Consider the following 24,492-nt stretch of genomic DNA (forward strand, 5'->3'; position numbering starts at 1 on the left):
ACAAAACGGGAATACCCTTTATGAAACGTTTTCTTAGCATCGCCATGGCGTTGTGCATCGGCCTGACGATGAGCCTCGACGCCAACGCCAAGCGCTTTGGTGGTGGCAAAAGCGCCGGCGCTGCGCCGACGCACCAGACCAGCCAGATGGCTCCCTCTTCTCCAGGCGTGGGCGGCGCAGCAGCGACCGCTGGCGCTGCCGGTGCTGCTGGCGCCGCGGCCAAGGCCGGCGGTGCTTCGCGCTGGCTCGGCCCATTGGCGGGCATCGCCGCCGGTGGCCTGCTCGCGTCGATGTTCATGGGCGACGGTTTCCAGGGCATGCAGATCTTCGACATCCTGATCATGGCCCTGATCGCGTTCGTGATCTTCCGCTTCATCGCCGCCCGTCGTCGCAAGCAGCAGGAGCAATTCGCTCCGGCCGGCGCGCCGATGCAGCGTGAAGTGTTCGAGCAGAAGCCTGCCGCCATGGGTTCGATCTTCGGTGGTTCGGCTGCTCCGGCTGCCGCCCGTCCAGTGATCAACGCACCGGCCTGGTTCAACGAAGAGCGCTTCCTTGAAGCTGCGCGTAGCCACTTCCAGTCGCTGCAGCAGCACTGGGACGCCAACGAAATGGACAAGATCGCCGAGTTCGTGACCCCGCAAATGCTTGAGTTCCTCAAGCGTGAGCGTGCGGATCTGGGCGATGGCTTCCAGTCGACCTACATCGACAACCTGCAGGTGCAGCTGGACGGCGTCGACGATCGTGCCGACAAGACCATCGCCACCCTGACCTTCACCGGCGTGTCGAAAACCTCGCGTTTCGACCAGGGCGAAGTCTTCAGCGAAAGCTGGAACATGGAACGTCCGCAGGGCGACAACCAGCCTTGGCTGGTCGCCGGTATCCGCCAGAACGGCTGATCCCTGCTGCGCTTCACTTGCGGTAACAGAACCCCGGCCTCGGCCGGGGTTTTTCATTTCACGGTTGCATCTATGGCGAGCTACTGTATAAACCGGCCCATATAAACCGCGCCATTCAGCAAGAGGATCCCGGACGTGGAAGAAATCATCGAACAACTGCGCGAAGCCAACGAACCCGTACCGGTTCCTTTGGAATTGCCTGACGAAGACCTGCTGGTGGAAATCGAAGAACAACTGTTCATCGACATTCCGTTCGTCTTCAAAGAATTTTTGCTGACCGTCAGCGATGTGGTCTATGGCAGCCTCGAGCCGGTGACCGTCACTGATCCGCAATCGCGCACCTATCTGCCGGACGTGGCGGCCAATGCATGGGACGCGGGTGTTGATCGCAGCTTGATCCCGATCTGTCAGGACGGCGATGACTACTACTGTGTCGAAGAAGACGGCACCGTGGTGCTGTGGCAGGCCGAAGAAGAACTGATTGCTGAAGAAACCTGGGAATCGGTGTGGCACTGGGCGCGGGACGTCTGGCTGGAAAGCTGAGCCGCCAAACGCCCCTGTGGGTCAATGCCCCGACGATTCCTTATGGTTGTCGAGGGTTTCCAGCAAGGCCACCTGCATCCGCGTATGCACGCGGATGAACCAGCGCCAGAGCAGCGCCGCAACGGCGGCCGCGACGACGGCGATCAGCACCAGCAGCTTGTTGGTCGGCAGGATACTGGCCGACAAGGCTGCCAACAGCAGGAAAATCACCAGCAGCGAGAGAATCGGGATCACTTCGGCGATCACCCGGCGCACTCGCTGCGTGTGACGCCCGGCCATCTCCGGCTTGACGCCCATTTCCGCCAGCAGCATCGACAGCGCCTTGAGCTTGCGATAAGCCGCAATCAGGAACGGTAGCGAGACCAGCAACGCCCCGCCCCAGATCAGTGCCTTCTGCCAGCTCGGATCGCTGATCCAGTCCTGCAGCCACAACGACATGCGCTCGGCGAAGTATGCGCCGGCAAAGAAGATCGCAATCACCAGCGCCAGATTGACCCCGACCTGCAACAGGATCCGTCGGATCATCGACGCCAGTAGCGCGCCCTCACCTTGCGGCTGGATGCTGCGCAACCATTCGCCATACATGCCGAGTACACGCCCGAGACGCTTGGGCACGACTGCCGAGAGCTTGATCGACAACGGATCCGCCGCGCGGATCAGATACGGTGTCAGCAGTGTGGTGATCACCGACACGGCTACAGCGACCGGGTAGAGGAAGTTGCTGGTCACCTGCAAGGTCATGCCCAGCGCGGCGATGATGAAGGAAAATTCGCCGATCTGTGACAGACCCATGCCGACCCGCAGTGAGGTCCGTCCGTCGTTGCCAGCGATAAACGCACCGAGGCCGCAGGACAACATCTTGCCCAGCACCACGGCCACGGTGATCACCGCGATCGGCCAGGCGTATTCGATGAGAATCAGCGGGTCGAGCATCAAGCCGATGGCGACAAAAAAGATCGCACTGAACAAGTCGCGAACCGGCTCGACCAACTGCTCGATTTTCAACAACTGCTTCGACTCGGCCATGATCGCACCGATCAGGAAAGCCCCGAGAACCATGCTGTATTCGAGCTTGACCACAAGGAGGCAGAAGCCGAAACACAGGCCGAGCACGGTGATCAGCAGCATCTCGTTGCTTTCGAATTTCGCCACATAAGCCAGCAGACGCGGCACCAACAGAATGCCGATGACCAGCGCGACGATCATGAACAGCGACAGCTTGCCGACCGTGGAAAACACTTCCCCCGAGCTCACCGTGCCGCTGACGGCGATGCTCGACAGCAACGCAATGATGCCAATGCCAAGGATGTCCTCGACAATCAGTACACCGAAGATCAACTGCGCAAAGCGCTCGTTCTTCATCTTCAGGTCATTCAGCGCTTTGACGATGATGGTGGTTGAGGAGATCGCCAGAATCGCGCCGAGGAACAACGAATCCATGGTGTTCCAGTCGAACCAGCGGCCGATTTCGTAGCCGATCCAGATCATCAGGATGATTTCGAGAAACGCGGCAATGAACGCCGTGGCGCCGACCTTGAACAGCTTGCGCAGGCTGAACTCCAGACCAAGGCAGAACATCAGGAAGATCACCCCGAGTTCGGCCAGGGTCTTGATGGTTTCTTCGTCGTGAATCAGGCCGAACGGCGGCGTATGCGGGCCGATGATGAAGCCGGCGACGATGTAGCCGAGCACCACCGGTTGTTTGAAACGATGAAACAGTACGGTTACCACGCCCGCGACCAGCATGATCACTGCCAGATCCTGAATAAAACTGATGGCATGCATGGCGTAGGCTCCTTGATGACGAGGCGCGCGGACAGACGTAAGACGTTCTGCGCGAGCAGGGTAAAAATCCGCTTTTAATGTAGGAATTGCCCTTGGGCAGGGCTTTTGCAGGTTAACACCGCGACTTCGCTCTGGAAGCCGGTGCAATATATGGAAACAGATCGCTACCGGCGTGACGGCGGCCCGCCGCGCGGCGTCCCGATAACGGTGCTTTTTGAAAAGCCACCAGGTGCCCGCAGAGGCGCTTCCTGCAATCAGCCTTGATCCGTGAGAACGTTATGGAACCCGGAAACGCCCAGCTGTCGATGACGGTACTGATGACCCCCGACATGGCCAACTTCTCTGGCAATGTCCACGGCGGCACCCTGCTCAAATACCTCGACGAAGTGGCCTACGCCTGCGCCAGCCGTTATGCCGGGCGCTACGTGGTGACCCTGTCCGTGGATCAGGTGATTTTCCGCGAGCCGATTCATGTCGGCGAACTGGTGACGTTCCTGGCCTCGGTCAACTACACCGGCAACACGTCGATGGAAGTTGGCATTAAAGTGGTCACCGAAAACATCCGCGAACGCTCGGTGCGCCACACCAACAGCTGCTTCTTCACCATGGTCGCGGTGGATGATCAGCGCAAACCGGCCGCCGTGCCGCCGTTGCAACCGCAGAACAGCGAAGACAAACGCCGCTTCATGCAGGCGCAGCAGCGCCGGCAGATTCGTCAGGAACTGGAGAAGCGTTATCAGGAGATCAAGGGCGACGCCTGAGACCAAAAAGCAAAAGATCGCAGCCTTCGGCAGCTCCTACATTTTGGAATGCAAACCCATGTAGGAGCTGCAGAAGGCTGCGATCTTTTTTGAACAACGACGAGATTAAAGACTGATCGCGGTCGCCTCGAATTTCACCCGCGGATGCGCAATGCGATCCTGCGCCCGCACAAGTTGCAGCTCGTAACTGGCGCACGCCTGGGTTTCCAGCAACACCTCATGCACTGCCGCTGCGGTGAATTCGAATGCCGCCAACAGCGTGTCGCCCAGCAGTACCCGCGCCAGGAACAGGCCGGACGTTAGGTCGCCCACCCCCACCGGCTGACGCGGAAACGCCAGCAAGGGACGGCGCAAATGCCAACTGCCCTCAGCCGTCACCAACAACATTTCGAAGCCATCCGCCGGTTTGCCCGGATAATCCAGATGCTTGACCAGAACCGCTTTCGGCCCGCGCGCCAGCAGCGCACGTGCCATCGCCAGGCAATCGAACAGCGACTGCGGCTTGCGCCCGGAAAAACTGTCCAGCTCCAGCTGGTTCGGGCACATGATGTCCGCCACGGCAGCCGCTTCATCGAGAAGGAAATCGCTGACCTCGGTGGGCACGCTGCAACCCTTCTCTGGATGGCCCATCACCGGATCACACAGATACAGCATCTTCGGATTGACCGCTTTGATCCGCGCCACACCGCTGAGAATCGCCCGGCCCTGCGCGGCGCTACCGAGATAGCCGGACAGCACCGCGTCGCAATTGCCCAGCTCGCCAATCGCAGCGATGCCTTCGATCAGCTCGGGAATCTGCTGCGGTGCCAGCACTTCACCGGCCCACTGACCATACTGGGTGTGGTTGGAAAACTGCACGGTGTTGAGCGGCCAGACGTTGACCCCGACGCGCTGCATCGGAAAAACCGCAGCGCTGTTGCCGGCGTGGCCAAACACCACGTGGGACTGGATGGCGAGCAGATGAGGCGTACGTTTCATTCGGGTCATTCCGTAAAACGATTGAAATTCAAGCCGCGCAGTATGCGACGAAACACAGCCTGTACGACAGACCGGCGAGACAGTTAAGCTGACGCCATCTTTTGGAGTTCGATGTCGATGCTGACCCTGGAAAACATCTTCGTGCTGATGCTGTTCGCCGCCGCCGGTGCCTGGCTATGGCACAACCACGGCTTGCGCGAGCGCGCGCTGGAGCGGGTCAAACAGCATTGCACCAATGTTGGCGTCGAGCTGCTGGACGGTAACGTCGCGCTGAAAAAGATCGGGCTGATCAGGGATGCCAACGGTCGCCGACGACTGGCGCGGGTCTACAACTTCGAGTTCACCGTGACTGGCGAAAGCCGCCACAACGGCACCGTCACCCAGTTCGGCGCGCACAGTGCGCAGATTGAACTGGCACCCTACCCGGCGCCGTTCGACGACACGCCGCCGGTGGTCGAAGTGCACAAGCCTCGCGCAGAAGTCATCGAGCTGAGCCAGTGGCGCCAGGAACATACCAAGTGGAAGCCTTGAGCTGACTCACTGAATCCGGCATTCAGCCAAACCGGCTTGCAGCTGTTCGATGTTCTGCGGTTCAGCGAAGATCAGCTCGATTCTTGAGTCTTTTCGCCATTCGCTGGCTTGCCAACTCAGCTCGGCATGCTCCAGGGCATTGCCCGAAACCCAGCCATCCGTGCTGTGGATAACCAGTTTCGCCCGGTTCCAGTCGAGCGCGCTCAGCCAATAGGCGATGCGTGCTTGATCAAATACCTGCTGCGGATGCCAGCGCCAACCGATGCTCCACCCACCCTCCTGCGCCTGACTCAGGCAAATCGGTTCGGCCGGATCGCTCCAGAGCGCTGGCAGCTGTGCCAATCCAGTGGGCAGCGGCAGATGCCCTGCGCCTTCGTTCGCTTTTACTGCCAGCCCCGGAAGCTCGCTCAGAGGCAGCTGGGCTTGCTGCGTCCAGATCAGCCTGACGGGCGGCAACTGGCTGGCGATTCTGTCTCGAGCTGTTTCATCGAGATCTTCCGCCTTGTTCAACAGCAACAACCCCGCGCTGGCCAACGCTTGCTGCTGGGCGTCCGGCAAGGCTCTACCTGCGTGCAATGCCTGAGCGTCCAAAACCAGAACACAGGGCTGAACCGCCAGCACGCCCAGCCACGGCGCCTCGTTAAGTTGCTTGAGCAATTGCGCCGGATGGCCCAGCCCGGATGGCTCGATAAACAGTCGATCCGGCCTGGCCTTGCGCAGCAGGCGGCCAAGGCCGATCTGGAATGGCGCGCCATTGACGCAACACAGGCAGCCCCCGGCCACCTCACCCAGTGCGATACCATCGTCGTCGCGAGTCAGCAACGCGGCGTCCAGACCAATCTGGCCGAACTCGTTGATCAGTACCGCCCAACGTTCGTCCGCCGGCCGTTGCGCCAGCAACTGGCGAATCAGGCTGGTCTTGCCGGCGCCCAACGGGCCGGCGATGACGTGGGTCGGAATGTTCTGCAACATGGCGGCTACTTTCTGCGGACAGTTATTGAGGAGATCGAAGATGCGCTGGTCGGGATGGTCGTTGCTGTTGGCGCTGCTGTCGAGTGAAGCGTGGGCCGAGGCCTGCGTGGTGCACACACAGGGCGAACGGCTCGACGTCAAAGTCTGTCAGCAGAACCGGACGATTCCGCAGAAATTGTTCAATGACGGCTTCTGCCAACCGACGCTGGCCGGGCAGAAGGTCGAGGTGCAATACGTCGACCAGTGCCCGAGCGGCGCTTTCGGCGTGTGCAGCAACGCGCAAGTCGCCAATATGCCCTATCGCCAGGATATCCACTATTACGGCGTGGCCACCGATGCGGCGTATCTCAAGCCATATTGCGAAGGCCAGAGCCAGGGCGTCTGGCGCAAGCCCTGATGTGTCAGCCGAGCCAGTCGAGGGTCAGCAACAGACGGCGCTCACCGGGTGCCGGTTGCGGCGAACGATGGATCAGGCCGAAGCCTTCATTGCCGTGCCACTTTTCGCCTTTGAGCAGCGCGACGTCGCCGCTGTTGAGCTGACGAATCGACGCTGGATCTTGCGGTTCGGCATTGGACTGGCCAAGTTGCGCGCGGTCCATCGCACCCTCCTCAAGCCATTGGCTGCCGATGCCAGCGTAAGTAGTGATCAGGCGCACCGGCACGTGATCGACGTGGAAACGCGGACACATGGCCTTGTCCAGCACGCGCAAACGCACGCCGATACGCCGCGCGCCCAACAGACAGGCGAAGGCACTGATCAGCCACTTGAGGTCGCTCATGAAGCCTTCGAATCCTTGCAGATCACACAGCCCTGCAGCCAGACCGGCGAGATCCGGTTCGGCATCTTCGTCGGGCAATTCCAGACACAGCGACTCCGCCAAGGGCTCGTTGAGCGACAGCACCAATTGCGCAAAATCGGCGATGTGCACGGGTAGCTGGCGTTGCCAGACGGCGAGATTGGTCTGATCTTCGAGGATTCGCGTCAACGTTTGCGGGGTCAGGCCCTGGTACTGATGACGGGCAAGAAGCGGCTGATCCTTGAGTGCGAGCATCAGGCGGCCTCGTCGTGCCACGGGCCGAATGGATCAGGCAGCAAACGCCAGCCTTCTACACCCATGGCCATTTCTTCGTCGGTCAGCAGACAGGCATCGAGTTCGGCGGAGAGCTGTAGGAAATCTATGTTCTGACCGATGAAAACCAGCTCCTGGCGGCAATCTCCTACGCTTGGAATCCAGTTTCCCATGATCGCCTGGGCGCTTTCCTGATCCTGGGGCCATTGATTCTTTGGCACGAAACGCCACCAGCGACCGGCGAATCCATGCCGCATCAAGCCGCCTGCCTGGGACCAGCTACCGGCATCGGTGGGTTTGCTGGCGAGCCAGAAGAAGCCTTTGGAGCGCAGCAGCTTGCCGTTCAGCCAAGGTCGATCAATGAAGCTGAAGAAACGTTGCGGGTGAAATGGCCGGCGAGCGCGGTAGGCCGTCGAGGCGATGCCGTATTCCTGTGTTTCCGGGACGTGCTCACCGCGCAATTCCTGCAGCCATCCCGGGGCTTGTGCGGCTTTCTCGAAATCGAAACGACCGGTGTTGAGAATGTTCTCCAGGGGGATTTCGCCCATCACCATTGGAATGATTTCAGCCTGGGCATTCAGGCGCTTGAGGATGGCGGTGAGTTCTTCACGCTCGTGCTGGCTGATCAGGTCGATTTTGCTGATCAGCAGGACGTCGGCGAACTCGATCTGCTCGATCAACAGATCGGTGATGGAACGCTCGTCTTCTTCACCGAGAATCTCGCCGCGAGAGGCAAGGCTTTCGGCCGCTTGGTAATCGAGCAGGAAATTCACGCCGTCGACGACCGTGACCATGGTGTCCAGGCGCGCGATGTCGGCGAGGCTTTGCCCTTGTTCATCGCGGAAGGTGAAGGTTTCAGCGACCGGAAGCGGTTCGGAAATGCCCGTGGACTCGATCAGCAGGTAATCAAAACGATCCTCGCGGGCGAGTTTGCTGACTTCTTCAAGCAAGTCTTCACGTAGCGTACAGCAGATACAGCCATTGCTCATTTCGATGAGTTTTTCCTCAGCGCGGTTCAGGCTGACATCACGCTGGACTTCACTGCCATCGATGTTGATTTCGCTCATATCGTTAACGATCACCGCAACGCGCAAGCCGTCTCGGTTACGTAGTACGTAATTCAAAAGTGTACTTTTTCCGGCGCCGAGAAATCCTGAAAGTACGGTGATGGGCAATTTGGATGACATTGGATAATCCTCTTAAATGGCAGCCGATTTTCGCTTTCAGGTGTGCGCTTGGCGTGTTGCGCTCCATTTACTCGGGACAATGAAGGCAAACGATTGTGATCGGAAGTTCAGGCTGGTGGCGGTTGATGTTATAGTATAACAACCTGAGCTTGCCAGTCCGACGCAGGAGATTTCGCAAATTGCCGCAGCACCGATCGTGGAAATTCTCAATGAACAATGGGTTGAAATACCTGCTTTTGAGCTTTGCTATGTCGCTGGCCGTCCAAGCCCAAGCGCAGATGCCGGCGCTCGCGCACTGCACGCGCAGCGCTAATTTGCTGGCATGTGTAGACGCCGACGGCAATGCCTATAGCGTCAATACGGTCGGCACCACGCTTTATTTGCGAGGGTTCGAAAAGAACGGCCATCGCTATTGGGCGCAAACCAACAGCCGCTTCGGCCAATTGACCTTTTTTACCGGTATTGCCTCCGATGGCGAGGCTTGGGTTGGCTACACCCGCCGTGTCGGCTGGACAACCATCAACCGCTTCTCCAGCTCGGGAGGGAGCAGCGCAAGGTTCACTTGCAGCCGGATGACGGGCTGCTAGTGAAATCCTTTTCATGAAAAAAGCATCGCTGAATGGATTGTTATAATGTAACGTAAATAGAGATCAATACGACGGTCTCAACCATGAATGCTCTTACTCTCCCGGATATCGCCGCCCAATCTGCGCGCCAGGCACTGCCACTCGATTGGGTAGGCATGCGTGGGATTGCTCTACCCGTTGTGCTTGAAGGCCAATGCCTCAGCGCCAGAGTCGACGCTGGCGTGAGTCTCGATGATGGTGAAGCGCGTGGTATTCACATGTCGCGCTTGTATCTGGCACTCGAAACCCTCGAACAGCGAAGCCTTTCTCCCGCTTTGCTGCATCAGGTACTCAAGTGTTTTCTGACAAGCCATCAAGGTCTATCCGCCTGCGCTTATCTGGATATTCACACCGAATTGTTGCTGAAACGACCCGCGTTGGTCAGCCCCTTGGCCGGCTGGAAATCCTATCCGGCGTCCATTTCAGCGAGCCTGAAACAGCAAATGTTCCACGTGGAACTAAAAATTGAACTGCCCTATTCCTCGACGTGCCCATGCTCCGCAGCCTTGGCAAGGCAATTGATCCAGCAGCAATTCGTCGACGATTTCGCCAACAAGGCTCTGCAACACGCAGATGTTTTGGCATGGCTTGGCTCAACCAAAGGGATCGTAGCCACTCCGCACAGCCAGCGCAGCTATGCGCAACTGCACCTGCATCTCGACAATTTCATCGACGAGCTACCGCTGACAGCGATCATCGATGACGCTGAAGCAGCCCTCGGCACCGCCGTGCAGACCGCAGTAAAGCGACCCGACGAGCAAGCATTCGCTCTCGCCAATGGGCAGAACCTGATGTTCTGTGAAGACGCCGCGCGCCGCCTCAACCTGGCACTGCAACGCACACCCGGCATCAACCAATTCCACATCCGCGTGATCCATGCCGAAAGCCTGCATGCCCATGACGCCGTCGCCGAAAGCAGCTGGCGACCGGAGCAAAAATGATCCGTTGCCAATCCTTGGTCTGGGGCGCACCCGGCCAACCGCTGACGACGCCTCTGAGTCTTGAGTTCGAAAGCGCCAGCCTGACCGCAATCATCGGCGCCAACGGCTGCGGCAAAAGCAGTCTGCTGAAAGTCATCGCCGGTTTGCAGAAGCCCTTGGCCGGCAAGGTGGAAATGGCTGTTCCACGCCAAAGCGGCATTTCCTTTCTGCCGCAACAGCAACATTTGGATCGGCAGTTTCCAATCAGCCTCGAAGAGCTCATCGCCGCAGGTTTCTGGGGCCGTCGGCTCTCGACACAGCTGCGCACGCAGCGACTGAAAAACGCATTGGAAGACTGGCATTTGAGTGGACTCGAACAGCGCCCGTTGATGGCCCTGTCCGGCGGTGAGCTACAACGTGCCCTGCTCGCGCGACTGAGCCTTGCTGACGCCCCGGTGCTGTTGCTGGACGAACCGCACGCCGCACTCGACGAACTCGGCCAGCAACTGCTCTGGCAACACATTCACCACTGGCACGCCGAGGGCCGGACACTGGTCATGGTCTGCCATGACCTGGCGGCGGTGCGAGAACACGTTCCGCATACGCTGCTGATCAAAAACGGCCACTGCGTGTACGGAACCAGCCGAGAACTGATCCAGACAACACCGCACATGCAGGTCGCCTGATGCTCGCCACCGTCAGCCATTTCTGGCAGCCGTTCAGCGAATTCGTGTTCATGCGCCGCGCCCTGCTCGGTGGCCTGGTGCTGGCGTGCAGCACGGCGCCCTTGGGCGTGTTTCTGATTCTCAGACGGATGAGCCTGATCGGCGACGCTGTCGCCCACGGCATTCTCCCTGGCGCAGCGCTGGGATTCTGGTTTGCCGGTTTGAGTCTCCCTGCCCTGACGCTCGGCGGCCTCGGCGCCGGTCTGAGCATGGCCGGACTTGCAGCCTGGATCACCCGGCGAACGGGGTTGCGAGAAGATGCCAGCCTCGCCGCGATCTATCCGATCTCACTGGCCAGCGGCGTTTTGATCCTTGGCATCGCCGGCAAGCGCCTAGACCTTCTGCACTTGCTGTTCGGTTCGGCGCTAGCCGTGGATGGACCGACGCTGACCGGCATGCTTTGGGTCTCGGCCATCAGCCTCATGGCCATGGCGGCGATCTACAAACCCCTGCTGTTGGACACACTCGACCCGCTGTTCTTGCGCACAGTCAGTCGTCTCGGGCCACTGGCTCATGGCGTGTTCCTGACTCTGGTCGTGCTGAATCTGGTGATCGGTTTTCAGGCCATCGGCGCACTGATGGTAGTCGGGCTGATGATGCTTCCGGCTGCCGCGTCGAGATTCTGGAGTCGTCATCTGCCGATACTGATTACCGTCGCCGCCGTCATGGGCTGCGTGTCGGTGTGGCTCGGTTTGCTGGTGTCGTTCTATTACTCGCTGCCCAGCGGCCCGGCCATCGTCCTGGTTGCCGGGGCCGGCTATCTGCTGTCGGTGGTGTTTGGACCGGTTCACGGTTTGCTGCGCCGCCCGCCTTTGCTCACATCCCAATGAGGTGTTTCCCGATGCGCGCTCTATTCGTGCTGTTCAGCCTGATGCTGTCGATGTCCTTGTCGGCCGCCGAAAAACTGCCGGTGGTTACCAGCTTCAGCATCCTTGCCGACATGGTTCATCAGGTCGGCGGCGAGCTCGTGCAGATTACCAACATGGTCGGCGCGGACGCCGATGCGCACACCTACGAGCCGACACCGGACGATGCCAAGGCGCTGCTCAAAGCCAAAGTGATCATCAAGAACGGCCTGGGTTTCGAACCTTGGCTGGATCGCCTGGTGACCAGCACCGACAGCAAGGCGACGGTGATCAGCGCCAGTCGCGGGGTGATTCCACGTTCGCTCGATGAAGACGGCGAGACTGTTGCGGATCCACACGCCTGGCACAATCTGGCGAACGCTGAGTTGTACGTCGCCAACATCACCAAGGCGCTGATCGCCGCCGACCCGGCCAACAAGGCTGACTACGAGCGCAATAGCCAGACCTACCTCAAGCAGATCTATGCCCTGCTCGCCGAAGCCAAAAACAAACTCGGCGCGCTGCCGCCGGGTAATCGCAAGATCGTCACCAGCCACGATGCCTTTGGCTATCTGGGTCAGGCCTATGGCATCGACTTTATCGCGCCACAGGGTTTGTCCACCGAACGCGAACCCTCCGCCGCCGAAGTCGCTGCGCTGATCACGCAGATTCGCCAGGCGAAGGTCAAAGCGGTGTTCATGGAGAACATCAAGGACGCGCGCCTGCTCAAGCAGATCGCGGATGAAAGCGGCGCACACATCGGTGGCACGCTGTACTCGGATGCACTGGCGGCGAGTGGACCGGCGAGCACCTTTACCGGGCTGTTCGAATACAACCTCAATACGCTGTACAAGGCGTTGAGTCAGCCATGACTTGAGGTGTACTTCCGATCTATTCGCGAGCACGCTCGCTCCCACAGTTGGAATGGGTTCCAGCTGTGGGAGTCGGAGGTTTTAAGCGCGGGGTTTTACCGTGCCGCAATCCTGACCCAGCCAGACTGCCCGGGTTTCCAGGCTGCCCTTCTGGTTGATGCCGATAGCGTTGAAGGTGCCATTGGCGACGGTGGTGAATTCGCGGTCACTGAGGAATGTCGCCACACCGGTGCCTTGGGCTTTCGGGCAGCTGAAGCGGAATTTCCATTGATTGCCGGTGCGCTCGGTGATCTGTTGCTTGCAGCCCGATTGCGGATCGGCCAGCGGGATGTCGTTGGTTGCCACCTGCTGCGGCGTCAGGCAGGCACGGATCCCCTTGCCGCCAATATTGATGCCGTTTTTCTCGAGCGCAGCGCGCTGCTGCGGGGTGATCTGGCCTTGAATCTGGCCAAGGATCGATTGCACGTCCATGGCTTGATCATCGACCTTCAGATTGCTCGAAGACATTTCCCACAACCCCGGCTGTAGCATTTGTGCCTGCGCAACCACCGGTAATGCCAAACCCAGGCCCAGCGCCAAACCCAGCAGACGAACGTTCATCGAGTAACTCCTGATCAGTTGTGGCCGTTAGACGCCGGCCGATTGTGTCGGTTCATGCGCCGATTAAATAGAGACATTCGCCGCAGAACATGGTCTGTTAAGCATTGCATCTCGCGGAGCAAGGCTGCCCCATGGATTTTTTCGGACCGCACATTTTCGGTTACCTGATCGCCCTGTTGCACACACTCGGTTCGATCGCTGCAATCCATGCGGTGCTCACCGTGCGCACAGCGCAAGGCTCGATCGCCTGGGCATTGTCGTTGATCTTCATTCCCTACTTCACGCTTATTCCATATCTGGTATTTGGTCGCAGCACCTTCGATGGCTACATCAAGGCCCGGCGCCAGGCCAACGAGCAGATGCGCCTGGCCATTTCCGAACTGAACTGGCGTCCGTGGGTGGAGGAAGCCCTGGCCGCTCGCGCTTCGAGTGCCTACGCCTCACTGCGCGCGATGCCGAAACTGGGGCGCATGCCGTGCCTGGCGAACAACGAGGTGCAACTGCTGGTGAACGGCACCGCGACCTTCGATGCAATATTTCAGGCGCTCGAACAAGCCAGGGAGGCAGTGCTGGTCCAGTTCTTCATCATTCACGACGATCGGCTCGGCCAGCGCTTGCGTGATTTGCTGTTGAAGAAAGCTGCCGAAGGCGTGTCGATTCATTTGCTCTACGACCGCATTGGCAGCCATGCCCTGCCCCATCACTACGTGCAAGCGTTGCGTGATGCCGGCGTCGAGGTCAAAGCCTTTGCCACGCGCAGCGGCTGGCTCAACCGCTTTCAGGTCAATTTCCGCAACCACCGCAAAATCGTCGTGGTCGATGGCGTAGTCGGGTTTGTCGGCGGGCATAACGTCGGCGATGAATACATGGGTGAGAAACCACCGCTGGCGCCATGGCGTGACACCCACGTCAAAGTTCGCGGGCCGGTGGTAGCCTGCATGCAGGAATCGTTCGCCGAAGACTGGTTCTGGGCTGCTCGTACCCTGCCGCCGTTGATCCTGCCGGATACGTACCCGGAGGATGGCGTGCTTTGCCAATTGCTCGCCAGCGGCCCGGCGGACGCCTACGAAACCTGCTCGCTGTTTTTCGTCGAAGCCATCCACGCAGCAACGCAACGGGTGTGGATCACCAGCCCGTACTTCGTCCCGGACGAAGCGGTATTCGCAGCACTCAGGCTGGCGGTTTTGCGTGGTGTCGATGTGCGCCTGCTGTTGCCGTCGCGGCCTGATCATCGCATCGTCTATGCCGCCTCAAGCCTGTATGCCTTTGAAGCGGTGCGTGCCGGCGTGCGGGTGTTCCGCTATCGACCGGGTTTCCTGCATCAGAAAGTGGTGTTGATCGACAGCGAAATCAGCGCCATCGGCAGCGCCAATCTGGATAATCGCTCGTTCCGCCTGAATTTCGAAGTGATGTTGCTGACCGTCGACAGTGAGTTCGCCGCCGCCGTGGAACAGATGCTCAATGACGATTTCGCCCAGGCCGATGAGGTGGCCAAAGAAGAAAGCCGGGAGATCCACCGCCTGCAACAGGTCGGCATGCGGATCGCCCGGCTGATTTCGCCGATACTCTGAGTGGCCCGTTTCAGGGGTGGTAGATATCGTCGCGGGTCCAAGGCAGTTCGTGGCTGCCATCCGGATGCGCTTTCACAGCGAGGATCTGATGCAGGTTGATCCAGCCCCGCGCGAAGGCATAAGCGCAACCGGCCAGATACAGACGCCAGATACGCAGTGCTTGCTCAGGCACCAGTTTCGCCGCAGCTTCGAGGTTGTCCTCCAGTCGCTCGCTCCAGTGATCGAGCGTGCGCGCGTAATGCAGGCGCAGGCTTTCGACATCGACGATTTCCAGCCCGGCTTCACTGATCTCGGCAGAGATCATCGCCAGGTGCGGTAACTCGCCGTTGGGAAACACGTATTTTTCGATGAAGTTGCCTGCGCCGCGTCCAACCGGGCGGCCATCGGTGTGCTTGGCGGTAATGCCGTGGTTCATTACCAGGCCGCCCTCCTTCACCGCACCAAACAGCGTTGCGCAATACTCGGCGAGATTGGCATGACCAACATGTTCGAACATGCCGACGCTGACAACCTTGTCGAAGCGGCCGTCTTGCGGCAAATCGCGATAGTCGAGCAATTGCAGTTCGACCTGATCGTCCAGCCCTTCGGCTTTGACTCGCTCCTGCGCCAGGGCCAATTGTTCCTTGCTCAAGGTAATACCGAACACTTTGACGCCAAACTCTCGCGCCGCATACCGCGCCAGACCGCCCCAACCACAACCGACATCCAGCAAATATTCGCCCGGCTGCAAGCGCAGCTTGCGGCACAGATGGCGGAATTTGGCTTGCTGAGCCTGTTCGAGGGTTTCGCTGCCGGTTTCGAAATAGGCACAGGAATACGCCATGTCGCTGTCCAGCCACAGCTGATAAAAGGCATTCGACAGGTCGTAATGATAGGAGATGGCTTTGGCGTCGGTGTCCTTGTCGTGTTGCGCGCGCACCGGCTGACTGTCTTCGTCTTCGTCGAGCAGCGCATTGCTCAACTCATCGCAAACCCGGATGACCTCGCTGATCGAGCCCTCCAGTTCCAGTTTGCCTTCGACGAACGCCGCACCCAGCGCATCCAGGCTTGGGTGGGTGAATTGAGTGACCATCTGCGGGTCCTTGACCACGATGGTTACGCTGGGCGTCGGCCCCAGATTGAACTCGTGGCCGTCCCAGAGTCGCAGGCGAAGCGGTAACTGCAGGTTCTGCAAGGCCGGTGGAAGTTGCGCGAGCATGGAAAATCCCCCCTTGTTTCAGACGTCTGATCTGAGGGTAGACCAACCTGGAAAAATAGCAGGCTATCGATTCGATCGGCCTTGTCTATCGTGATCGGCACATCGGCTGAACGCCACAGGCGACGTGCCTTACGATAGATGACTGCCTGCGTACTCTGCGGTTCGATGAATTTTCTTTCATTTAGCCTGAGGGTCGAGCCTGAGCAATGGCTCCTGAAAGCGCAGCAAACGTCCGGCGTTGCCCAACACCAACAAGGTACTCAGGTTATGCAGCAGCGCCGCGATCATCGCCCCGGCCGCGCCAAGCCAACCGAAAGCCGCGAAGACCACGATCGCCAGGGTCCAGCCGAGGCCGATGATCACATTGACCTGCAAAGTACGCCGGCACTGACGACTCAAGCGCACGCAAGTACCGAGGCGACGCAAGTCGCTGCCGATCAACACGATGTCCGCCGACGCCAAGGCAATGTCGGCCCCGCCAGCGCCCATCGCCACGCCGACCACGCCGGCCTTGAGCGCGAGTGAATCGTTGATGCCGTCACCGACCACCATCGGGCGGAAGCCGTGATCGATTTCCTTGAGCACGCGATTGAGTTTGTCCTCCGGTAGCGCTTGCGCCTGCACTTCGTTCAGCCCGACTTCCTGCGCCAGGGTTAGGGCAACGCTCTGACGATCACCGGTCAACAGGAGTTGGCGTCCCAGCCCCAGTTCGCGCAATTCGCTCAAGGCAAAGCGCGCTTCCGGTTTGATGCTGTCTGCTAGCAGCAGCCAGGCGAGGAATTCACCGTTCAAAGCCAGGCCGGCAATCGGGCCATCGTGTTCAGGAACGAGGGGCGTTGTGATGCCCAGTTGCGCGAACAACTCTGGACGACCGAGCGCAGCTTCGCCCTTCTCTGTCGTCGCCACTACGCCCAAGCCTTGGCGCTCATGGATTTTGGTCAGAGGCCAATAGGCTTCCTGATCGGCCATCCCGGCGAGTGCCCGGCTCACCGGATGACTGCTCGCCGCGCCAAGACTGGCGGCCAGCGCCTGCACTTCTTTAGTGTCCACACTGAGGCTGTCGATCGACTGCAAACGCAACGTGCCGTAAGTCAGCGTGCCGGTCTTGTCGACCACCAGCGAGGTCAGATCGGCAAGTTCTTCGAGGAACGCCGAGCTGCGAATCAGAATCCCGTGGCGCGCGGCGACGGCGACACCGGCAATCGCCGTGGCCGGCGCCGACAGCACCAACGCACACGGACACGCCGCCACCAGCACCGCGAGCATCGCCTGTGCATCATGGGTGACGAACCAGGTCACCGCCGCCAGCAACAAGACCAGCACCATGTAACTGCCGGCATAGCGTTCGAGCAATCGCGTGATCGGCGGTTTCGAGCGCTCGGCGTTTTGCATCAGGGCGATGACTTTGCCCAAGGTGGATTCGTCGCCGATGCGGGTGACTTCGACGCGCAGCAATCCATCGAGGTTGATCGCGCCGCCGAACACCAGCATGCCCACGCCCGCTTCCACCGGTACCGATTCACCGGTAATCGACGCCGTATCGAGACTCGCCTGGCCGGACAATACCCGACCGTCCGCCGGCACCCGATCACCGGCCCGCACCTCGACAATATCGCCAGCACTGAGCGTGCGGTTGTCCACTTCGATGATCGAACCGTCCGCTTGCAGCTTGCGCGCATGGCTGCGGGTCAGCCGGCCAAGCGCATTGATCGCTTCCTGAGAACCGATGACGCTCCGCTCTTCCAGCACATGGCCGAAGATCATGATGATCGGCAACAACGCCGCAGTGAGCAGATCACCGGTCGCCCAGGCACCGAGCATGGCCAGCGCAATCAATTGATCGGTAATGCCGTGCAGGCTTGGATAACGCAGGCTGTACCAGGCCGAACGCATTACCGGAACCGCTACGAGCAAAGAAGCGAAACCCAGCAGCAGTTGGCTGACACCGATTTGCTCCGGGAGTATCCAGCGCCAGACCAGCCCCAGACCCAGCAGCCCGAGCGCAAGCATCGCCAGGGTCAATTGGCGCGCGGCGCGACGTTGTTCGGCCGAGGACAACAGACTTGGAGCAGCGGTGGTCGCGGTCATTGACTGGCTCCTTGAATGATCAACCGGGAATCGTCTTTCGGATTGACGGTGGTGACCGACCCGGCCTGACCGAGGATCTTCGGTATGCGCTCGCGATACAGACGCAGGAGCATTTGCGGGTCGGCAGACTTGGCCAGACTCATGACGGTTGCGGTATCGGTTGAGGCTTTTGCAAGACGCTCGCCTGCCTGCGCGTGAGCCACCTGGAGCGTGCGGTCTGCCTGTTCGTTGGCGGACTGGGCAAGTTTCTCGGCATCGGTGCGCGCGTTAGCCACTGCTTTGTCAGCCTGCTGACTGGCCGTTAGAACCGCATTGAAAGCAGTGATCGCTGGCTCCGGCAGACTCGATTGCACATCGACCCGCGACACCTCGATACCTATGCCCTGCCCGCTCGCCTTCAGTTCAGCGAGACGCGCGTTGATGCCTTGCACCAGATCACCGCGCAATCGCTCACGGTGCTCGGCCGCCTGATTGTCGGCGCCGATCAGTTCCGGGCGAGCGACCAGAATGGTGTCGAGGTCTCGCGCGGCGGTCAGTGCCACGGCGCTGCGCGTCACCAAGCGATCGAGTGCTGGCAGCACGTGTTCGCCCTGTAACACGAACGCATAGGGATCGGAGACTTGGTAAAACACTCGCACGTCCAGTTGCACTACGCCGGCGTCACCGGTCAATAAATAACCAGACCCGGCGAGTGCATCGCTCAATGGCGTAGCGAAGGACGCCACCCGGTCAGCCGTCAGCGCCTCGTCACTGCGCAACAGATTTTCCACTCGGCGCTCAATCATCCGATCCGCCGCCGGCAACAGAATCACCTGCTCAAAAGGCTGCGGCCACGCCCATAACAGTCCGGCATTCTGAACGCGATCCAGTGCGCCGAAGTGCAGCACCACGGCGCGGTCCTGCGGATCAATCTGCCGGACATTCGAGACCGCCCATGCTAATGCGGCCAAAACAGTGATCGCATACAAGGCGATGAAGGTCAGACGGCCGGCCTGAATCCACGGACTGTTCAACGCATGTGTTCCACGTGGAACTTCTTCGCTCATGGCTGCGATCCGACTTTGTTGTCGAGCGTCGGTGGGCCGTCGACCAACACACGGAACGGCGCAGCATCGGTGCGCAGAATCAATTTGGTGTCCGGCGTGACGATGGTGCCGAGCGTATCGAGGGAGCGCAGCAAGTTGTAAAGCTGCGGCGAACTGGCGTAGGCGCGCCCATAAATCTGTGCAGCCTCGACTCGCGATTGCGCTTCAATGTCGGCGGCTTTCACCGTCGCATCAGCCTGGACGATTCGCGCATCGCGCTCGGCGGCGGAGCGAATTTGCGCCGCTTCGCGTTTGCCGATCGCTGTACGTTCCGTAGCAATGGTTTCACGCTCGGCGCGCATGCGATCGACCGTGGCACTGAGCGTTACCGAGGGCAAAGTCAGCCGCTCGATACCGACCTGCACCACGCGCACGCCATAAGTGGCGAGCAACTGTTGGTCGATCTGCTGACGCAACTGCGCTTCAAAATCGCCGATGCGCACTTGTTTGGCATCAGTGTTGACCAGATTGGCCAGATCGAAACTGCTGGCCGTGGTCTCCAGTGCCGAGCCGACAAAGGTGCGAATCTGCCGCGCCGCCTCGTCCGGCTGATTCTGCACGGCACGCATGAAACGCTGCACATGTTCAGGATCACCCTGCACCTGCCACGCCACGTAGGCCTGAACGATGATGCGCAAACCGTCCTTGGTGCCGACGTCCTGCAAACCACTTGAGGTGGTACGTAGACGCAAGTCCACTGGAATCGCCGCTTCGAACGGCGCAGGCCAGCGCCAGCTCAAACCGGGATCAAGCAATACCCGCGACGGATTTCCGAAACGCGTGATGACCGTGGCTTCGCCGGAGCGCACCTGCACCAGACTCGCGGCGGCAATGGCAAACGCCACCAGCAACGCAGCCCAGGCCACACGCCGCCATGGAATTGGTCCGGCTTCTGGCACCTCGCCGTGATGATGATGGTGATGCCCGCCGTGGCCGTGGTCGTGGCCGCTGTGGTCGTGAACGTCATGAACAGGCGACTGGCTCAATGGGTGGCTCCTGGTTGAGCGGTGGTGCGGGGGGACGACGGATCAGTCGGCAGTGCGAAAGTACGCAGATCGATGGTTGGCGCATTTGCGCTCCCGCCAAGTCGATGGTCGAGCACCAGCAACCTGCCTTTACTCAAGCCCTGACTGAGCTGGCTGAGGTATTGCTCCAGCACGAACGCCTGGCCAGCACTGGCGAAAGCTTTCTGTTCAGCGCTGAATTTCAGGTCGGCGGTCTGCGCGGCGGCATTGATCTCCCGCGCATTGGCCGTTGCCTGATCCCGCGCCGTGCTCGCCTGCAACTGCGCCTCGTTAGTGGCCTGCGCAGCCGCCCCGCGTTCGCGAGCGATCAACGCCTGCGCGCCGATCTGCGCCGCTTGCACACTGTGATAGGCATTCGCCGCGCCGGCCGGCGGATGAATCGCTTCGACAACTGTGGCAAGGATCTCTACACCACTGTTCAATCTGTTCAGATCGCTTTGCACCGAGCGACCGATTTCCTCGGCCAGCCCTGCCCTGTCGTCGCCGAGCAGACCGTCGAGGGTGCGCGAGGCAAAATCGTGAACCAGGATGCGGCTGGCGGTGCTGCGAATCAGCGTCGGTACATCGGCGCTGTTATAAGTCGCGGCGAGTGCCGCCTCGTCGTTCAAACCGATGCGATAAACGAAGCGCACGTCCATGTTGACGATTTGCAGGCCCTGTTGCGCGCCGCGGCTGCTGGCGATGACCTGGGATTTGTCATTGACGTGGCTGGCGTCCCACAAACGGTTGGCGGTCAGCGGCGCCGGGCCTTCAGCGGAGTCGGACTGCACGGCGACTGGCTTGTCGCCGACACTGGTTGCCAGTTCATGGACCACGCCGTTTTCAACGGAGATCACACGCCCCAATGGCCAAGGCAACCCGCTATGCAAACCCGGGCCGAAAACCTGTACCGGTTTACCGAAGCGCTCATAGATGCCGCGACCTTGCAGGGGAATTTCATGTACGCCGGTCAGCAGCCAACCGCTAAGGGCGACCACCGCCAACACTGGCAACAAGGCCCGGCGCATGTAACTGAAGGCCCAGATCTGGCGCAAATCGATGCCGAAACGGTTGTGCATTTCATGCTGTAACGCCAGCCACGGCTGCGGCGGCCAACGCAGCATATCGGCGATAAAACTGCGCGCCAGCAGGGTCGGTTCGAGTTGTTCGCGGCGCGGGCTGAAAACAGACAGCACCGCGCGCAACAACAGTTCGACGGTAACCAACATTGGCAGGACTGCGCTGAGCACCGCCACGCGTACCGGCCAGACTGCGCTTTCGCTGGCAAACAACAGACACAGCGCACCGATCAACAGGGTGATGATCACCGCCCGGGTCAGTTGTGCCAGCGCAGCCGCTTCCGGCCATTGCGCCGGCGGTACCTGCGCCAGTTGCCGCTCCAGCACCAGCAGGGCAAACGCCAGCAACAACGCCAATGCCGCACCGATGCTCGCCGACAGCCCCAAGGCCGCCGCAGGCAACGTTAGATTCCACACCTGCTCAATACCAAGCAGAACCAGCAACGCCCAGCCGCCGAGCCACAACGTCGGCGCGCCGATTTGTCCAAGCAGATGGCGGCTCTGCTGACTCAAGCGCTCCAGAAGCCTTTCGTACCAGCCCTCGGCTGCGCCGCCCTCTTCCACGACGGTCGATTGCGAGGCGGGCGGATGCATCACCCGCGCGCGCCATTGCGTCACCCACCACGCCGATTGCAACCCGGCGACCAGTACCAGCAACGCCGCGCTCTGATTGACCAATAACGATAACCACAGGGACTGCGGCGCAAACAGGCCGACGAAAAACGCCAGCACCCAGCCCGACGCGGCCACTGCGCCGAGTCCATAAGCCAGCCGACGTAATTTGCGTGACTGCGCATCTGCTTGCTGAAAGCGCGGCAGCCCGGTGACTGGCGTGGCGTCCAACTCAAGATCGACTTGCATAAAACCCCGGAAATGTAGGCTCAGCGTTCATAGCGTTACGATATAACGGACACTGTGAAATATTCGTACACAATTTCATCTATTCAAAGATGCCGCAGCTGTCGCTTGCCTGAAGCCTTGACCGAAATGTTCGACGAAGCTCATATTACGCACATAATTTTTATCGCGACTAATCTTGGCTTTCCCCATCGAGCAATCTGGAGCAAGCGCATGAGCAACTATGACGTGGTGATTCTGGGCGGCGGCCCTGGCGGTTATAACGCAGCGATCCGCGCCGGCCAGCTCGGGCTCAAGGCCGCTTGCGTTGAAGGACGTGCAACCCTCGGCGGCACCTGCCTGAACGTCGGCTGCATGCCGTCCAAAGCCTTGCTGCACGCGTCGGAGCTGTACGCCGCTGCGGTGGGGACAGAGTTCGCCAATCTCGGCATCGAGGTCAAACCGACGCTGAACCTCGCGCAGATGATGAAGCAGAAGGACGAAAGCGTCGCCGGCCTGACCAAGGGCATCGAATTTCTGTTTCGCAAGAACAAGGTCGACTGGATCAAGGGCTGGGGCCATATCGATGGCCCGGGCAAAGTGACGGTGACCGACGCCCAAGGCAACAAGAGCGAACTCAGCGCCAAGGACATCATTATTGCCACTGGTTCCGAGCCCACTCCCCTGCCCGGCGTCGAGATCGACAACCAGCGCATCCTCGATTCCACCGGCGCGCTGTCATTGAGTGAAGTACCCAAACATCTGGTGGTCATTGGTGCCGGGGTGATCGGCCTGGAGCTGGGTTCGGTATGGCGCCGACTCGGCGCGCAGGTCACCGTGGTCGAATACCTTGATCGCATCTGCCCCGGCGTCGATGGCGAGGCCGGCAAGACCTTGCAGCGCGCACTGAGCAAGCAAGGCATTGCCTTCAAACTGAGCTCGAAGGTCACCAGCGCCACCAGCTCCGCCACAGGCGTGCAGCTGAGCGTCGAGCCTGCCGCTGGTGGTACGGCTGAGCTGATCGAAGCCGACTATGTGCTGGTGGCCATCGGTCGCCGGCCGTACACCCAGGGCCTGGGGCTGGAGAACGTCGGCCTCAGTACCGACAAACGCGGCATGCTCGCCAACAAGCAACATCGCACCGAAGCCGCCGGGGTCTGGGTGATCGGCGACGTCACGTCCGGGCCGATGCTCGCGCACAAGGCTGAAGACGAGGCCATGGCCTGCGTCGAGCAGATCCACGGCAAGGCCGGTGAGGTCAATTACGCGCTGATCCCCAACGTGATTTACACCCAACCGGAACTGGCCAGCGTCGGTCAGACCGAAGAACAGCTCAAGGCCGAGGGCCGCGCCTACAAGGTCGGCAAGTTTCCCTTCACTGCCAACAGCCGGGCGAAGATCAATCACGAAACCGAGGGCTTTGCCAAAGTCCTCGCCGACGAGCGCACGGACGAAGTGCTCGGCGTGCATCTGGTCGGGCCGAGCGTGAGCGAGATGATCGGCGAGTTTTGTGTGGCGATGGAGTTCAGCGCGTCGGCCGAGGACATTGCCCTGACCTGCCATCCGCACCCGACGCGTTCGGAAGCGTTGCGTCAGGCAGCGATGAATGTCGAGGGGATGGCGACGCAGATGTAGGTTCCAAACCTTGCCGCCGTCTTCGCGAGCAGGCTCGCTTCCACTTTGGAATGCGTTCCCCCGTGGGAGCGAGCCTGCTCGCGAATGGCGCCACCCGGTCTACAGCGGCAGATGGCCTAACGGCAACGCCCCCGGCGCTTTCACCGTGTGAATGGCAAAGTTGCTGCGAATATCGCTCACCCCCGGCAGTTTCAGCAGGTGCGCGCTGACAAAGCGGTCATAAGCGCGCAAGTCAGGCACCACTACCTGCAACAAAAAGTCCGATTCGCCGGACACCAGAAACGCTGAGACCACCTCAGGCAGCGCAGTAACAGCGGCATAAAAAGCCTCGGCGCGTTCTTCGTTGTGCCGCTCGACCTTGACCCCGACAAACACCGTCAGCCCAAGCCCGACTTCATCGCGATCCAGATTGGCCTGGTAGCCTCGAATCACCCCCGCCTCTTCCAGCATGCGCACCCGCCGCAGACACGGTGAGGCCGACAGGCCGATTTCTTCTGCCAGCTCGACATTGCTCAAGCGCCCGTTGCGCTGCAGCGCGGCGAGAATCTTGCGGTCATAGGCGTCGAGTTTCATCTTTGGCAGATCCCGATAGTCTGACGGTTGAAAACCAGCAGGTTATGCCAAAGCTGTGAACAATTGAAGCCGACTACGCAAGCACCTGCCCTACCGTCTCGCTCTAGACTG

Annotated in this window: 24 protein-coding genes; 12 read left to right on the top strand and 12 right to left on the bottom strand. The window is 60.2% G+C overall.

Annotation, left to right across the window (positions count from 1 at the left end; translation table 11 throughout):
- The first annotated feature begins 20 nt into the window (after window positions 1-20).
- On the top strand, window positions 21-896 hold the full coding sequence (locus tag AB9L16_RS25945; RefSeq protein ID WP_016772449.1) for a Tim44 domain-containing protein: 876 nt from the start codon (window positions 21-23) through the stop codon (window positions 894-896).
- A gap of 135 nt (window positions 897-1,031) precedes the next feature.
- On the top strand, window positions 1,032-1,439 hold the full coding sequence (locus tag AB9L16_RS25950; protein ID WP_056790981.1) for an SMI1/KNR4 family protein: 408 nt from the start codon (window positions 1,032-1,034) through the stop codon (window positions 1,437-1,439).
- 21 nt (window positions 1,440-1,460) lie between these two features.
- On the opposite strand, the gene AB9L16_RS25955 is transcribed toward AB9L16_RS25950, so the two are convergent.
- Window positions 1,461-3,224: a cation:proton antiporter gene (locus tag AB9L16_RS25955; RefSeq protein ID WP_095181199.1), complete on the bottom strand. Its 1,764-nt coding sequence runs from the start codon at window positions 3,222-3,224 to the stop codon at window positions 1,461-1,463.
- Window positions 3,225-3,502: 278 nt separating this feature from the next.
- Between AB9L16_RS25955 and AB9L16_RS25960 the strand changes: the two genes are divergently transcribed.
- Window positions 3,503-3,985 carry an acyl-CoA thioesterase gene (locus AB9L16_RS25960; RefSeq protein WP_016772447.1) on the top strand — a complete coding sequence of 161 codons (483 nt, stop codon included), beginning with the start codon at window positions 3,503-3,505 and terminating at the stop codon, window positions 3,983-3,985.
- Between the two features lie 105 nt (window positions 3,986-4,090).
- Here AB9L16_RS25960 and pdxY read toward each other — a convergent pair whose 3' ends face one another.
- Window positions 4,091-4,963, bottom strand: coding sequence for a pyridoxal kinase PdxY (gene pdxY / locus AB9L16_RS25965; RefSeq protein WP_041476573.1), 873 nt, complete (start codon window positions 4,961-4,963; stop codon window positions 4,091-4,093).
- A 117-nt stretch (window positions 4,964-5,080) separates the two neighbouring features.
- On the opposite strand from pdxY, the gene AB9L16_RS25970 reads away from it, so the two are divergent.
- Window positions 5,081-5,494 (top strand): DUF3301 domain-containing protein, encoded by a 414-nt coding sequence (locus AB9L16_RS25970; RefSeq protein WP_038861179.1) that lies wholly within the window; start codon window positions 5,081-5,083, stop codon window positions 5,492-5,494.
- 6 nt (window positions 5,495-5,500) lie between these two features.
- Here the strand turns inward: AB9L16_RS25970 and AB9L16_RS25975 are convergent, their stop codons facing one another.
- Window positions 5,501-6,466, bottom strand: a complete 966-nt coding sequence (locus tag AB9L16_RS25975; RefSeq protein ID WP_375122894.1) for a CobW family GTP-binding protein — start codon at window positions 6,464-6,466, stop codon at window positions 5,501-5,503.
- A gap of 40 nt (window positions 6,467-6,506) precedes the next feature.
- Here AB9L16_RS25975 and AB9L16_RS25980 point away from each other — a divergent pair, with 40 nt between their 5' ends.
- On the top strand, window positions 6,507-6,863 hold the full coding sequence (locus AB9L16_RS25980) for an NADH:ubiquinone oxidoreductase (protein WP_375122895.1): 357 nt from the start codon (window positions 6,507-6,509) through the stop codon (window positions 6,861-6,863).
- Between the two features lie 4 nt (window positions 6,864-6,867).
- On the opposite strand, the gene AB9L16_RS25985 is transcribed toward AB9L16_RS25980, so the two are convergent.
- Together AB9L16_RS25985 and zigA are read right to left on the bottom strand one after the other, a co-directional pair.
- On the bottom strand, window positions 6,868-7,518 hold the full coding sequence (locus AB9L16_RS25985) for a DUF1826 domain-containing protein (protein WP_150743153.1): 651 nt from the start codon (window positions 7,516-7,518) through the stop codon (window positions 6,868-6,870).
- The gene (gene zigA / locus AB9L16_RS25990; RefSeq protein ID WP_375122896.1) at window positions 7,518-8,723 is read right to left on the bottom strand and encodes a zinc metallochaperone GTPase ZigA; all 1,206 of its coding nucleotides are present in this window, start codon (window positions 8,721-8,723) and stop codon (window positions 7,518-7,520) included. Before zigA ends, AB9L16_RS25985 begins: the two co-directional genes overlap by 1 nt.
- 209 nt (window positions 8,724-8,932) lie before the next feature.
- Between zigA and AB9L16_RS25995 the strand changes: the two genes are divergently transcribed.
- The 5 genes from AB9L16_RS25995 to AB9L16_RS26015 all read left to right on the top strand — a co-directional run bounded on the left by AB9L16_RS25995 (window position 8,933) and on the right by AB9L16_RS26015 (window position 12,711).
- Complete coding sequence (locus tag AB9L16_RS25995; protein ID WP_375122897.1) at window positions 8,933-9,310, top strand: glutamine synthetase; 378 nt, start codon at window positions 8,933-8,935, stop codon at window positions 9,308-9,310.
- Window positions 9,311-9,393: 83 nt separating this feature from the next.
- Complete coding sequence (gene folE2, locus AB9L16_RS26000) at window positions 9,394-10,290, top strand: GTP cyclohydrolase FolE2 (RefSeq protein ID WP_375122898.1); 897 nt, start codon at window positions 9,394-9,396, stop codon at window positions 10,288-10,290.
- The gene (locus AB9L16_RS26005) at window positions 10,287-10,955 is read left to right on the top strand and encodes a metal ABC transporter ATP-binding protein (RefSeq protein WP_375122899.1); all 669 of its coding nucleotides are present in this window, start codon (window positions 10,287-10,289) and stop codon (window positions 10,953-10,955) included. The genes folE2 and AB9L16_RS26005 overlap by 4 nt, the downstream gene beginning before the upstream one ends.
- The gene (locus AB9L16_RS26010; protein ID WP_375122900.1) at window positions 10,955-11,824 is read left to right on the top strand and encodes a metal ABC transporter permease; all 870 of its coding nucleotides are present in this window, start codon (window positions 10,955-10,957) and stop codon (window positions 11,822-11,824) included. The genes AB9L16_RS26005 and AB9L16_RS26010 overlap by 1 nt, the downstream gene beginning before the upstream one ends.
- Window positions 11,825-11,835: 11 nt before the next feature.
- On the top strand, window positions 11,836-12,711 hold the full coding sequence (locus tag AB9L16_RS26015; protein ID WP_375122901.1) for a metal ABC transporter substrate-binding protein: 876 nt from the start codon (window positions 11,836-11,838) through the stop codon (window positions 12,709-12,711).
- Window positions 12,712-12,792: 81 nt separating this feature from the next.
- On the opposite strand, the gene AB9L16_RS26020 is transcribed toward AB9L16_RS26015, so the two are convergent.
- Window positions 12,793-13,311, bottom strand: a complete 519-nt coding sequence (locus AB9L16_RS26020) for a DUF3617 domain-containing protein (RefSeq protein WP_016772436.1) — start codon at window positions 13,309-13,311, stop codon at window positions 12,793-12,795.
- Window positions 13,312-13,442: 131 nt separating this feature from the next.
- Between AB9L16_RS26020 and cls the strand changes: the two genes are divergently transcribed.
- Window positions 13,443-14,882, top strand: a complete 1,440-nt coding sequence (gene cls / locus AB9L16_RS26025; protein WP_375122902.1) for a cardiolipin synthase — start codon at window positions 13,443-13,445, stop codon at window positions 14,880-14,882.
- 10 nt (window positions 14,883-14,892) lie between these two features.
- Here the strand turns inward: cls and cfaB are convergent, their stop codons facing one another.
- The 5 genes from cfaB to hflK (AB9L16_RS26050) form a co-directional block, all read right to left on the bottom strand.
- Complete coding sequence (gene cfaB, locus AB9L16_RS26030) at window positions 14,893-16,080, bottom strand: C17 cyclopropane fatty acid synthase CfaB (protein WP_252868501.1); 1,188 nt, start codon at window positions 16,078-16,080, stop codon at window positions 14,893-14,895.
- A 177-nt stretch (window positions 16,081-16,257) separates the two neighbouring features.
- Window positions 16,258-18,168, bottom strand: a complete 1,911-nt coding sequence (locus AB9L16_RS26035; protein WP_375122903.1) for a heavy metal translocating P-type ATPase — start codon at window positions 18,166-18,168, stop codon at window positions 16,258-16,260.
- The gene (gene hflK / locus AB9L16_RS26040; protein WP_056791024.1) at window positions 18,165-19,214 is read right to left on the bottom strand and encodes a protease modulator HflK; all 1,050 of its coding nucleotides are present in this window, start codon (window positions 19,212-19,214) and stop codon (window positions 18,165-18,167) included. Before hflK (AB9L16_RS26040) ends, AB9L16_RS26035 begins: the two co-directional genes overlap by 4 nt.
- Window positions 19,211-20,239: a protease modulator HflC gene (gene hflC / locus AB9L16_RS26045; RefSeq protein WP_375122904.1), complete on the bottom strand. Its 1,029-nt coding sequence runs from the start codon at window positions 20,237-20,239 to the stop codon at window positions 19,211-19,213. The genes hflK (AB9L16_RS26040) and hflC overlap by 4 nt, the downstream gene beginning before the upstream one ends.
- The gene (hflK, locus tag AB9L16_RS26050; RefSeq protein ID WP_375122905.1) at window positions 20,236-22,197 is read right to left on the bottom strand and encodes a protease modulator HflK; all 1,962 of its coding nucleotides are present in this window, start codon (window positions 22,195-22,197) and stop codon (window positions 20,236-20,238) included. Before hflK (AB9L16_RS26050) ends, hflC begins: the two co-directional genes overlap by 4 nt.
- A 210-nt stretch (window positions 22,198-22,407) precedes the next feature.
- Here hflK (AB9L16_RS26050) and lpdA point away from each other — a divergent pair, with 210 nt between their 5' ends.
- Entirely contained in the window at window positions 22,408-23,808 is a 1,401-nt protein-coding gene (gene lpdA, locus AB9L16_RS26055; RefSeq protein WP_016772429.1) for a dihydrolipoyl dehydrogenase, read from the top strand.
- A gap of 99 nt (window positions 23,809-23,907) precedes the next feature.
- Here lpdA and AB9L16_RS26060 read toward each other — a convergent pair whose 3' ends face one another.
- On the bottom strand, window positions 23,908-24,381 hold the full coding sequence (locus tag AB9L16_RS26060; protein WP_024014870.1) for an Lrp/AsnC family transcriptional regulator: 474 nt from the start codon (window positions 24,379-24,381) through the stop codon (window positions 23,908-23,910).
- Window positions 24,382-24,492 lie beyond the last annotated feature (111 nt).

The organism is Pseudomonas sp. LW8 (assembly GCF_041956865.1).
GTDB classification, from domain to species: domain Bacteria; phylum Pseudomonadota; class Gammaproteobacteria; order Pseudomonadales; family Pseudomonadaceae; genus Aquipseudomonas; species Aquipseudomonas siliginis.